Below are 11,588 nucleotides of genomic sequence, written 5' to 3' on the forward strand. Positions count from 1 at the left end.
TCCTTATGCCTTCTTGTCTTCGCCGATCAGCAGCCGGGAGTCGGACAGGTAGAAGTGCGGCGGCACCTCGAGGTTGTCCGGTGCGGGCTTGTTCTTGAAGACGCGGCCGGCCATGTCGAAGGTCGAGCCGTGGCAGGGGCACAGGAAGCCGCCCGTCCAGTCGTCGGGCAGCGAAGGCTGGGGGCCGGCGGCGAACTTGTCGCTCGGCGAGCAGCCCAGATGGGAGCAGATGCCCACGGCGACGAAGAATTCTTCCTTGCGCGAGCGATAGGCGTTCTTGGCGTATTCCGGCGTCGGATAGGCCTTGCGATCGGAATTCGGGTCGGCCAGCTGGCCCTCGTTCTTCTTCAGGGCCGCGACCTGCTCCGGCGTGCGGCGCACGATCCAGACCGGCTTGCCACGCCATTCGACGGTGAGCTTCTCGCCCGGCTTGATGCCGGAGATGTCGACCTCGACGGGGGCACCGGCGGCCTTGGCGCGCTCGCTCGGCGCGAAAGTGCTGACGAAGGGCACGGCTGTCGCGATACCACCGGCGGCGCCGGCGCAACCGGTTGCAATCAACCAGGTCCGCTTGCCTTGGTCCACTTGCTGGTCACTCATGAGGGTCCTCTAAAGAGACTTCTGATCAGGGGCAACTCAGGATTCTAGCGGACGCCCACCGCACCTCCCGGGCTTGCGCCGACCTGCCGACCCGAGGTTTACCCGGCTTCTGGCCTCCCGCACTTGGCGCCAACATCGGGCCCGCCCTGTTACATGCACCGCCAAGGAGGCGTGAATGAGTTTCCTCTCCGAGTTCAAGGAGTTCGCCGTCAAAGGCAATGTCGTCGACCTCGCGGTCGGCGTGATCATTGGCGGCGCGTTCGGCAAGATCGTCGATTCGCTGGTGGGCGACGTCATCATGCCGGTCGTCAGCAAGATCTTCGGTGGACTGGATTTCAGCAACTACTTCATCCCGCTGGCCGGCCAGACGGCCACGACGCTGGCCGACGCCAAGAAGGAAGGCGCCGTGCTGGCCTATGGCAGCTTCATCACCGTGTCCCTGAATTTCATGATCCTGGCCTTCGTCATCTTCCTGATGATCAAGCAGATCAACCGCCTCAAGCGCGAGCCCGCGTCGGCGGCGCCGGCCGAGCCGGCGCCCACGCCGGAAGATATTCAGCTGCTGCGTGAGATTCGCGATTCGCTGAAGCGCTAAGCTCTCACTCCGCTCCGCGGCCCGGTAAGCAATGGTTACCGGGCTTTTTTTTGCCACGGATTTGGCAGCCCGCTGAAAACCCGCGCTTGTTGCAGGCGCGATACTTTAGAAGCCGCTCGTGCCACTTGATTGATGAACGCGCCTGAGATACGCCTGAATCCGCACCTGGAAGCCTCGCTGACCCGCATCCGTCTGGCGGGAGAGCAGGCGGCCGAGCGCTGCGCGGAAGGCCTGGGCCTGTCCGCCCTGTCCGCCGGCCAGATCAAGAAGCGCGACACCCTGCTGGCGGCCCAGTTCGTGTTCCGGCAGCAACAAGGGGTGTTTTCACAGCGCTTCGTGCAGAGCCTGCGCAAGCAGGTCGCGGCCGAACAATCGGAAACACCGCCCGCCGCTGCGCCGACGGCGAAAAAGAAGGATTGGGGCGAGCTCTCGCTGATGGACGACGACCAGGTCAACAACCTCGTCGCCGCCGACCGCATCGGCCTGGCCATCGGCCACCACTGCGAGTGGGAGCTGCGCGAGGTCGAGTCCTATGTGGCGGGCATCCAGGTCGGCGAGCGCAACCCGCTGCGGCCCGAACTGATCGGCCAGGGCCTGCTCGATGCCATCCAGACCATCACCGACGACGCCATCACCCGCCAGACCCTGACCGATGAGCTGACCCGCGCGCTCGCCCAGGAGATGCGCGCCTGCTATGCCGACATCGCCGAGCTGCTGCGCTCGCGCGGCCTGCGCCCCCAGGACCTGCGCGTGCGCGCCACGCCGGACGGCAACTCCCGCCTGGGCGGCCTGGGCGGCGCCACCCAGCCGGGCGATCTCGACTCCGGCCATGGCGGCATGTCCACGCGCAGCGGCGGCTATGGCGGCTCCGGCCATGGCGGCCTGAGCCAGGGCGGCGGCCGCAACACGGGCTTCGGCGGCTTCGGCGGCGGCACGGGCGGCGGCTATGGTGGCCGGGGCGGTGGCGGCGGCATCGGCCGCGTCGAGCCCCAGATGATGGACCTGCTGCGCCGCCTGGCCCAGGCCCCCGCCGCGGCCTATGAGCCGAGCTTCGACAGCCACGGCAATTCCGGCCGCATGGGCCTGGACACCCTCAATGGCGAGCCCAGCGCCTGGGGGCAGATGCCCCTGCCGACCAACCTCATCCATCAGCACCGCGACGAGCTGCGCCAGATGGCCACGGGCCGGCTGGACCACATGGTCATCGACGTCGTCGCCGGCCTGTTCGACCAGATCCTGTCCGACCCCAAGGTGCCGCCCCAGATGGCGCGCCTGCTGGCCCGCCTGCAGCTGCCGGTGCTGCGCGTGGCCCTGGGCGACGAGACCTTCTTCTCCTCGCGCCGCCATCCGGTGCGCGTGTTCGTCAACCGCATGGCTTCGCTGGCCTGCGCCTTCGACGACTTCAGCGACGACCCCGGCCGCTCCTTCCTGTCCCATGTGCGCGACCTCGTGCAGGACGTCGCCCAGGGCGACTTCGACCGCATGGACGTCTACACGGCCAAGCTGGACGCGCTGGAAGCCTTCATCGCCGAGCAGACGCGCAACACGCTGAAGGCCGCCGGCGACGCCGCCGCCGTCGTCGAGCGCCGCGAGACCGACCTGCGCCTGCAGCAGCGCTACGCCCTGCAGCTGCAGCAGCAGCTCGCGCGCGTGCCGATGCAGGACTTCCTGCGCAGCTTCCTGGCCCAGGTCTGGAGCCAGGCCATCGTGCTGGCCTCGCGCGAAGGCGCGCCCGAGCGGGCCCTGCGCCTGCGCACCCTGGGCCGCACCCTGGTCATGAGCGTGCAGCCCAAGGGCGGCACGGCCGCGCGGGCCGATTTCCTGCGCGAGCTGCCCAATCTGATGCGCACCCTCAACGAGGGGATGGATCTGATCCGCTGGCCGGACGGCCCGCGCAAGGACTTCTTCGGCGTGCTGCTGCCCGCCCATGCCGAGTCGCTGAAGGGCCAGGCCCCCAGCGCCCTCGACACCAACCTGCTGATCAAGCAGCTCGACCAGATCTTCGGCGTCGCGCCGCCGGGCGAGGCCGATCTCGCCAAGCCCATCGCCGGCGAGTCCGCGCCTGGCGAACTCGACGCCAGCCAGCGCCTGACGCCGGCCGAGGCCAAGAGCCTGGGCCTGGTCGAAGAGGCCAACGTCGACTGGAATGGCGAGCTGGACCTGGACCTGTCCGGCAACGATGCCGTGGCCGCCGCCGAGCCGATGCAGGCGGTGGACATCTCCATCGATGGCCTGCCCGCCGCCGAAAGCGCGCCCGAGCCCAGCAGCAGCGCCCTGCTGATCGACAACATGGAGCTCGGCTTCGCCTACCAGATGCACACCGGCGAGCAGTGGCAGAAGGTGCGCCTCGCCCATGTCAGCGGCGGCCGCAGCTTCTTCATCTTCACGCACGGCAGCCGCCACCAGGAAACCGTGACCATGACGGCCCGCATGCTGAGGAAGCTCTGCGAGACCGGCCGCATGCGCGCCTACGAGCACGCGCTGCTGCTGGAGCGCGCGACGGCGCGCGCCCGCGCGCAGCTGGCGGCCCTTACACCCGCGCGCTGAGCCGGCGCGCCATCGCCACCGCCGCGCCGAGGCTGGCCGGATCGGCAATGCCGCGCCCCGCAATGTCAAAGGCCGTGCCGTGGTCGGGGCTTGTGCGCACGAAGGGCAGGCCCAGCGTCACGTTGACGCCCTGCTCCACGCCGAGATACTTGACCGGGATCAGGCCGTGGTCGTGCACCATGGCGACGACGACATCGAACTCGCCGCGGCGAGCGCGCATGAAGATGGTGTCTGGCGCGTAGGGGCCGCTGGCGTCCCAGCCTTCGGCGCGCGCAGCCGCGACCGCGGGCGCGATGTGGTGGATTTCCTCGTCGCCGAACAGGCCGCCCTCGCCGGCATGGGGATTCAGCCCGGCCACCGCGATGCGCGGCCTGGCAAAACCCATCTGGCGCAGAGCGGCACCGGTGATGCGCAGCGTCTCCAGCACGCTGTCGCGGGTCACGCGCGCGATCGCCTCGCGCAGCGAACAGTGGATGGTGACCAGCACCGTGCGCAGCTCCTCGTTGGCCAGCATCATGCGCACCGGCACACCACCCGCCAGCGCCTGCAGCATCTCGGTGTGGCCGGGATAGGGCGAGCCGGCCGCGTGCAGGGCTTCCTTGTGGATGGGCGCGGTGACCAGGGCCCGCGCGCGGCCGGACTGGATCAGCACGACGGCGGCCTCGATGCACAGCGCCGCCGCCGCGCCGGCACGGGCATCGACCTGGCCCAGCGGCGCATCGACCAGCCCCGCCGGCAGCCCGGCGGGCTGCCACACCGGCAGGCAGTGGGGCGGCACGCGGCCTAACTCTTCAGGCCCATGCAGCTCGGCCACGGCCAGGCCACCGCCCACGGCCGCGACGGCGCGACGCATGACGGCCACATCGCCGACGACAAGGGCGTCGCGCGGCGCCTGCTGCAGCCACAGCCTGGCAAGGATCTCGGGGCCGATGCCGCAGGCATCGCCCATGCTGAGGACCAGGGGCTGGCCTAGGGAGTTTTCCGGGGTCATGCCTGATTCTTTCATCACCCTTGGCGCCCCGCTGGCAGACTGCCTGCTGACCTTTGTCCGCTCTGGAGATCCCCTTGCGCACCACCCTCGTTGCAGCCCTGATCGCGGGCCTGCACCTGGCCGCACCGGCAGCCACACCCGCTGCCGCCAAGCCGGCCACCGCCACATCCGCCACCGACGCCTCCAGCAAGGCCCAGAAGGCCCTGCTGGCCCTCTTCGACGAAGCCTGGGAGGCCGAGGCCCAGGCCGCGCCCGAATGGGCGACGCTGCGCGGCGACCTGCGCTTCAACGACAAGCTCAGCGACCGCTCCGCCGCCGGCCTCGCGGCCCGCGACGCCTTCGCCCGCGACATGCTGGCCCGCGCCCGCGCCGTCGATGCCAGCCAGCTGGGCGACACCGATCGCGTCTCGCTGGCCCTCTTCATCAACCGCTACCAGCAGGACGTCGCCATGCAGGGCTTCGCCGGCTGGCGCACGCTGACGCTGGGCACGCTCTACGGGGCCCAGTCGGCCCTGGCCGGCTTTGCGCGCAATGTGCCGGTCAGCAACGAAACCCAGGTCAAGCAGTGGCTGGCCCGGCTGGCCGCCTACCCGGCGCGCGTCGACCAGGAGATCGCCATCCTGCGCCAGGGCCTGGCCCTGGGCTGGGTCACGTCCAAGCCGGTGCTGGCTCGCGCCATCGCCCAGGTCGAGGGCCAGCTGACCGAGGATGTCACCAAGAGCCCCGCCTACGAACCCTTCGCGCGCATGGCGGTGGATGCCAGCGTCAAGGCCGGCTACCAGGCCCAGGGCCAGGCGGCCATGCGCGAGCTCTTCTACCCGGCCCAGCGCAAGCTGCTCGCCGTGCTGAAGGACGAACTCGCCGCCAAGGCGCCCGACAGCGGCTCGCTGTCGACCTATCCGGGTGGCGACAAGGTCTACGAGGCCCTGATCCAGCGCCATGTGACGCTGCCGCTGGGCGCCGGCGACATCCACGCCACCGGCTTGCGCGAGGTCGCGCGCATCCGCGCCGAGATGGAGAAGGTCAGGGCCGAGGCCGGCTTCGACGGCGACCTGGCCGCCTTCAAGAAATTCCTCTACAGCGACCCCAGGTTCTTCAACCAGAGCGCCGAGGAGCTGCTGGACGGCTACCGCGCCATCGCCAAGCGCATCGACCCCGAGCTGCCCAAGCTGTTCGCCCAGCTGCCGCGCTCGCCCTATGGCGTTCGCGGCATGCCGCCCTACACCGGCGAAGGCGCAGCCGACAACTACAACGGCCCCTCGCTGGACGGCACGACGCCGGGCTGGTTCAACGCCAACGCCATCGCCTTCAAGCGCCGGCCGAAATGGGCCATGGAGACCCTGGTCGCCCACGAGACGGTGCCCGGCCACCATTTGCAGATCTCGCGCCAGGTCGAGCTCGGCGACCTGCCCAACTTCCGCCGCCAGTCGCAGTATTCGGTCTTCAGCGAAGGCTGGGCCCTGTATGCCGAGACCCTGGGCCCGCAGCTCGGCCTGTTCCGCGACCCCTACACCCGCTTCGGCCATCTGCAGGCGCAGATGTTCCGCGCGGCGCGCCTGGTCGTGGACACCGGCCTGCACGCCCTCGGCTGGAATCGCGACAAGGCCATCGCCTACATGATCGACCAGACCGGCCATGACGCCACCTTCATGACGGCCGAAGTCGACCGCTACCTGTCGCAGCCCGGCCAGGCCCTGAGCTACATGATGGGCGAGCTCAAGATCAAGGAGCTGCGCGCACGCTCGGAAGCCGCGCTGGGCGCGAAGTTCGACCAGCGCCGCTTCCACATGGCCGTCATCGACCAGGGCGCCATGCCCCTGCCGCTGCTGGAGCAGCGCATCATTGCCTGGATCACGAGCGAAAAGGCCCGGCCATGAGCTACCCCATCGGCATTCCCGGCCAGGCCTGGGGCCCGGCCGAGGTCAGCACCTGGCGCGCGCGCCTCGTCAAGCAGCGCAGCTATGCGCAAGACGTGCTGGCCGCCATCGAGGCCTTGAAGCAGGACTTCGACGTCAGCGAGTACGGCGCCGTGGACTGCGACGGCGAGCGCTTCCCGCTGCTGGCCATCCGCAGCCGCGGCTGGCGCGAGGACCGGCCCGTGCTGGTCGTGACCGGCGGCGTGCATGGCTACGAGACCAGCGGCGTGCACGGCGCCCTGCAGTTCCTGCGCGACCATGGCCAGGAAGCCGCCGGCCGCGCCAATCTGCTGGTGGTGCCCTGCGTCAGCCCCTGGGCCTATGAGCGCATCCAGCGCTGGAACTTCGACGCGCTGGACCCGAACCGCAACTTCCGCGAGGGCAGCCCGGTGGCCGAATCGGCGGCCCTGGTGGCCCTGCTGGCGCCGCTGCGCGGCCGCGTGCTGATGCACATCGACCTGCACGAGACGACGGACACCGACGAGTCCGAGTTCCGCCCTGCCCTGGCCGCGCGCGACGGCGAGGCCTTCGAGCCCGGCGTGATCCCCGACGGCTTCTACCTGGTCGATGACGCCGAGGCCCCCCAGCCGGCCTTCCAGCGCGCCGTCATCGACGCGGTGGCCCAGGTCACCCATATTGCCGAGCCTGACGCCAACGGCCAGATCATCGGCTGCCCGCTGCAGTCGCCGGGCGTCATCAGCTTTGCCGTGCGCAGCCGCCACCTGTGTGCCGCCATCACGGGGGCGCGCTTCACGACGACGACCGAGGTCTATCCCGACAGCCCGCGCGCCACGCCAGAGCAATGCAACGCCGCGCAGGTGGCGGCCTGCCGCGCCGCGGTGACCTACGCGCTGTCGGCCAGCTAGCTACCCATCGGTGCATTCGGGCCGAGCGCTGGGCCGCTTCCCGAGCCGGCCCGCCTGGGCGATGTGCTTGCGGCTCAATGCCGCAAGCATCGCCGTCTCCTCGGGGGACCGGTCAGGCTCGCCCGCGTCCAGCGCGGCGAGATTGGACGAGGGGCTCCAACTCAAGCCGGGTTGTCCACGTCGATGAACTGCCAGCTCAGGCCCAGGTCCCGCGCCAGCTGCGCGCCCAGGCCCTGCACGCCATAGCGCTCGGTCGCATGGTGGCCGGCGGCGATGAAGGCCACGCCGGTCTCGCGAGCGTAGTGCGCCTGGGGCTCCGAGATCTCGCCGGTGATGAAGACATCGGCGCCGGCGGCGATGGCGGATTCGAAATAGCCCTGGGCGCCGCCGGTGCACCAGGCGACGCGGCGCAGCGCGCGGCCGTCGCCGGGCACGGCGGTCACTTCACGGCCCAGGCTCTCGCGCAAACGTGCTGCCAATGACGGCAGGTCGGTGGATTCGATGGCGGCGCTGAAGCCCAGATCCTGCTCGCCAAAGCGCCGGTCGGCCGTCCAGCCCAAGCGCGCGCCGAGCTGAGCGTTGTTGCCGAGCGCCGGGTGGGCGTCCAGCGGCAGGTGGTAGGCGAAGAGGTTGATGTCATGGGCCAGCAGCCGGGCCAGGCGCTGCTTCATCCAGCCGGTCACGCGGCCGTCGTGGCCACGCCAGAACAGGCCGTGGTGGACGAGGATGGCATCGGCTTTCGCGGCGATGGCCGCGTCGATCAGCGCCAGGCTGGCCGTGACCCCGCAGACGAGATGGCGGACCTCCGCCCGGCCCTCGACCTGCAGACCGTTCGGCCCATAATCCTTGAAGCGCGCGGGCTCGAGCAGTTCGTTCAGTCGGCGTTCCAGCGCGGCGCGATCGGTCATGGCTTGGGAAGGATGTTGGGGTGTTGAAACGGCTCTGGCTGATTTTCGCGCAGGCGGTCACCGTGGTCCTGGCCGTCGTCTTCGTCGTCGCGACGCTCAAGCCCCAATGGCTGCAGCAGGCGCCCTGGCGCGAAACCTCCCGGGCCGTCACGGCCCAGACGGCCCGCCAGATCGCCCTGCCCCCGTCCCCCGCCGCCTCCGTCGTGCGTGCCGGCTTTGCGCAGGCGGCCCGCGCCGCGGCACCCGCCGTCGTCAGCATCACCGCCAGCAAGGCGCCGTCGCGCGCCGGCCGCGCCCACGAGCAGCTGTTCGGCTTTCCCTTCGGCTCGCGCCAGCCGCGCGGCAATCCCCAGCTCGGCCTGGGCTCGGGCGTCATCATCTCGGCCGACGGCGTGCTGCTGACCAACAACCATGTCGTCGAGGGCGCTTCCGATATCGAGGTGCAGCTCAGCGACGGCCGCCATGCACAGGCCAAGCTCATCGGCACCGACCCCGAGACCGATCTCGCCGTGCTGAAGATCGAGCTGGAAGGCCTGCCCGTCATTCCGCTGGGCGAGGCCGCCAACCTGCAGGTCGGCGACGCGGTGCTGGCCATCGGCAACCCGTTCAATGTCGGCCAGACGGTCACCTCGGGCATCGTGTCGGCGCTGGGGCGCAACCAGCTCGGCATCAACACCTTCGAGAACTTCATCCAGACCGATGCCGCCATCAACCCCGGCAACTCGGGCGGCGCGCTGGTGGACGGCGACGGCCGGCTGGTCGGCATCAACACCGCCATCTTCTCGCGCAGCGGCGGCTCGCTGGGCATAGGCTTCGCCATCCCCGTCGACGTGGCCCGCCAGGTGGCGTCGTCCCTGCTGCAGGACGGCGTCGTCGCGCGCGGCTGGATAGGCGTGCAGACGCGCGAGCTGACGCCGGAGCTGGCCGAGGCGCTGAAGCTGGGTGAAGCCAAGGGCGTGCTGATCGGCGGCGTCGTCAACGACGCGCCGGCCGCCAAGGCCGGCATCAAGCCCGGCGACGTGCTGACGCGCGTCGGCGAGCATGCGGTGGCGACACCGGCCGAACTGCTGGCCAGCGTGGCGGCCCTCAAGCCCAGGAGCCAGGTCGAGGTGGCCGTGCAGCGCTCCGGCAAGGCGATGAGCTTCCAGCTGGCCGTCGGGCAGCGCCCCCGGCCGCAGCGCGATCAGGACGACTGACCCGGCTCCTCGGGCGCCTTGGTGTGGCGCACGAAATAGGTGGCCGCGAACAGGCCCAGCTCATAGAGCAGGCACATCGGGATGGCCAGGGCCAGCTGGGAGACGATGTCGGGCGGCGTGATGACGGCCGCGATGATGAAGGCGACGACGATGAAATAGCCGCGCCATTCGCGCAGCTTCTCCACCGACACGATGCCCATGCGCGCCAGCACGACGACGACCACCGGGACCTCGAAGGCGGCGCCGAAGGCGATGAACATATTCATCACGAAGCCCAGATAGGCCTCGATGTCAGGTGCCGCCGTGATGCTCTTGGGCGCGAAGCTCTGGATGAAGGCGAAGACCTGGCCGAAGACGAAGAAGTAGCAGAAGGCCACGCCGCCGAAGAACAGCAGCGTGCTGCTCACCACCAGCGGCACCACCAGTCGCTTCTCGTGCGAGTACAGGCCCGGCGCGACAAAGGCCCAGGCCTGGTAGAGCACCACCGGCAGCGCCAGCAGGAAGCCGGCCAGCATGGTGATCTTGATGGGCACGAAGAAGGGCGCGATGACATTGGTCGCGATCATCTTGGTGCCTTCCGGCAGATGCGCGACCAGGGGCGCGGCCAGCCAGTCGTAGAGCTGGCCGGGGCCGGGGTAAAGGCACAGCACCCCGAAGCAGATGGCGATGGCGATGACGGCGCGCAGCAGCCGGTCGCGCAGCTCCAGCAGGTGGGCGACGAAGGGCTGCTCGGTGCCGGCCAGTTCGTCGTGGTCGGGATTCTGGAAGGAGCTCATGGTTTCAGGCCAGGCGGCCGGAACCGCGCCACGCGGGCCGCACCGGACTGGGTGTGGCGCTTCACGCCGGCTTTCTGCTTGAACCACATCGGCGTGGTCCCGCGCTTCAGGCGCCAGTTCTTCTTGGGATGGCGGTACTCGGGCGGCGGCGACGCGAGCGTCGTACCGCCGTCCCAGGACGTGTCGCTGGTCACGTCCTGCCAGGTCTGGTTGAGGGCCTGGGTGGCGGAGTCGACCTCCTGGCGCACGCTCTGTTCCACATCCTGGACCGCCGTCTGGAACTGGGTCTTCATCTTCTGAAGCTCTTCCAGCTCGATGGAGCGGTTGACCTCGGCCTTGACGTCGGCGACATAGCGCTGCGCCTTGCCCAGCAAGGTGCCTACCGTGCGGGCGACGCGCGGCAGCTTCTCGGGGCCGATGACGATCAGCGCGACCGCACCGATCAGCGCGATCTTGTCAAAGCCGAAGTCAAGCACTTAGGACTTGGTCTTGGCGTCGACGTCGACGGTGTTCGGATCGTTGACCTTGCTGGCGGTGACCTGCTGGGGCGCGGGGGCCGTCTCCGACGTGGAGGCCGTGCCGTCCTTCATGCCGTCCTTGAAACCCTTGACGGCGCCGCCCAGGTCCTTGCCGATATTGGTGAGCTTCTTGGTGCCGAAGATCAGAACGACGACCAGCAAGACGATCAGCCAGTGCCAAATGCTGAATGAACCCATGATGTTGACTCCTTGAGGACTGGCTCAAATTCTAGGTGAGGGATGACCCTGATTTAGGGGGTCGTTTCGAGGCGGAGTGCCCAGCGGTGCGATCGTGCTCAGACCTTAGGTTTGGTCACAAGTCAGCCTTTCAACCAAGGCCGCGGGCCGCCCATCACATGCAGATGCAGGTGAAACACTTCCTGACCGCCATCATGACCGGTGTTGATGACATGACGGAATCCGTTGCTCACGCCCAGTTCCTTCATCAGCTTGGGCCCCAGCGCCACCATCTTGCCCAGCAGCGCGGCCTCGGCCTCGGTCACATCGGCCATGGAGGCGATGTGGCGCTTGGGAATGATGAGGATGTGGACGGGCGCCCAGGGGTGGATGTCGTGGAAGGCCAGGACGTCCTCATCCTCGTAGGCCTTCTTGCTGGGGATATGGCCGGCGACGATCTTGCAGAACAGGCAGTTGGGGTCTTGGCTCATGCGTGTC

The 11,588-nt window shown here is 69.2% G+C and carries 12 protein-coding genes; 5 read left to right on the forward strand and 7 right to left on the reverse strand.

Going from position 1 to position 11,588, the window contains the following annotated elements; translation table 11 throughout:
• Window positions 1-3: 3 nt before the first annotated feature.
• Complete coding sequence (gene petA, locus AC07OY_RS18730; protein ID WP_495044128.1) at window positions 4-600, reverse strand: ubiquinol-cytochrome c reductase iron-sulfur subunit; 597 nt, start codon at window positions 598-600, stop codon at window positions 4-6.
• A gap of 175 nt (window positions 601-775) precedes the next feature.
• On the opposite strand from petA, the gene mscL reads away from it, so the two are divergent.
• Together mscL and AC07OY_RS18740 are read left to right on the forward strand one after the other, a co-directional pair.
• Window positions 776-1,195, forward strand: coding sequence for a large conductance mechanosensitive channel protein MscL (gene mscL / locus AC07OY_RS18735; protein ID WP_495044129.1), 420 nt, complete (start codon window positions 776-778; stop codon window positions 1,193-1,195).
• 132 nt (window positions 1,196-1,327) lie between these two features.
• Window positions 1,328-3,742 (forward strand): DUF1631 family protein, encoded by a 2,415-nt coding sequence (locus tag AC07OY_RS18740; RefSeq protein WP_495044130.1) that lies wholly within the window; start codon window positions 1,328-1,330, stop codon window positions 3,740-3,742.
• Here AC07OY_RS18740 and pdxA read toward each other — a convergent pair.
• Window positions 3,726-4,733, reverse strand: coding sequence for a 4-hydroxythreonine-4-phosphate dehydrogenase PdxA (pdxA, locus tag AC07OY_RS18745; protein ID WP_495044131.1), 1,008 nt, complete (start codon window positions 4,731-4,733; stop codon window positions 3,726-3,728). The genes AC07OY_RS18740 and pdxA overlap by 17 nt on opposite strands.
• Window positions 4,734-4,807: 74 nt before the next feature.
• On the opposite strand from pdxA, the gene AC07OY_RS18750 reads away from it, so the two are divergent.
• Both AC07OY_RS18750 and AC07OY_RS18755 read left to right on the forward strand, forming a co-directional pair.
• Window positions 4,808-6,610 carry a DUF885 domain-containing protein gene (locus AC07OY_RS18750; protein ID WP_495044132.1) on the forward strand — a complete coding sequence of 601 codons (1,803 nt, stop codon included), beginning with the start codon at window positions 4,808-4,810 and terminating at the stop codon, window positions 6,608-6,610.
• Window positions 6,607-7,515: a M14 family metallopeptidase gene (locus tag AC07OY_RS18755; protein WP_495044133.1), complete on the forward strand. Its 909-nt coding sequence runs from the start codon at window positions 6,607-6,609 to the stop codon at window positions 7,513-7,515. The genes AC07OY_RS18750 and AC07OY_RS18755 overlap by 4 nt, the downstream gene beginning before the upstream one ends.
• Before the next feature lie 161 nt (window positions 7,516-7,676).
• Here the strand turns inward: AC07OY_RS18755 and AC07OY_RS18760 are convergent, their stop codons facing one another.
• Window positions 7,677-8,423 carry a Nif3-like dinuclear metal center hexameric protein gene (locus tag AC07OY_RS18760; protein WP_495044134.1) on the reverse strand — a complete coding sequence of 249 codons (747 nt, stop codon included), beginning with the start codon at window positions 8,421-8,423 and terminating at the stop codon, window positions 7,677-7,679.
• A gap of 23 nt (window positions 8,424-8,446) precedes the next feature.
• Here AC07OY_RS18760 and AC07OY_RS18765 point away from each other — a divergent pair, with 23 nt between their 5' ends.
• The gene (locus tag AC07OY_RS18765) at window positions 8,447-9,619 is read left to right on the forward strand and encodes a S1C family serine protease (protein WP_495044135.1); all 1,173 of its coding nucleotides are present in this window, start codon (window positions 8,447-8,449) and stop codon (window positions 9,617-9,619) included.
• Here AC07OY_RS18765 and tatC read toward each other — a convergent pair.
• The 4 genes from tatC to AC07OY_RS18785 all read right to left on the reverse strand — a co-directional run bounded on the left by tatC (window position 9,607) and on the right by AC07OY_RS18785 (window position 11,581).
• Complete coding sequence (gene tatC, locus AC07OY_RS18770; RefSeq protein WP_495044136.1) at window positions 9,607-10,395, reverse strand: twin-arginine translocase subunit TatC; 789 nt, start codon at window positions 10,393-10,395, stop codon at window positions 9,607-9,609. The genes AC07OY_RS18765 and tatC overlap by 13 nt on opposite strands.
• Window positions 10,392-10,871 carry a Sec-independent protein translocase protein TatB gene (gene tatB, locus AC07OY_RS18775; RefSeq protein WP_495044137.1) on the reverse strand — a complete coding sequence of 160 codons (480 nt, stop codon included), beginning with the start codon at window positions 10,869-10,871 and terminating at the stop codon, window positions 10,392-10,394. Before tatB ends, tatC begins: the two co-directional genes overlap by 4 nt.
• Window positions 10,872-11,111 carry a Sec-independent protein translocase subunit TatA gene (gene tatA / locus AC07OY_RS18780; protein WP_495044138.1) on the reverse strand — a complete coding sequence of 80 codons (240 nt, stop codon included), beginning with the start codon at window positions 11,109-11,111 and terminating at the stop codon, window positions 10,872-10,874. It lies immediately after the preceding gene.
• Between the two features lie 122 nt (window positions 11,112-11,233).
• Window positions 11,234-11,581 carry a histidine triad nucleotide-binding protein gene (locus AC07OY_RS18785; protein ID WP_495044139.1) on the reverse strand — a complete coding sequence of 116 codons (348 nt, stop codon included), beginning with the start codon at window positions 11,579-11,581 and terminating at the stop codon, window positions 11,234-11,236.
• Window positions 11,582-11,588 lie beyond the last annotated feature (7 nt).

It is taken from the genome of Roseateles sp. GW821-FHT09H10, assembly GCF_059415865.1.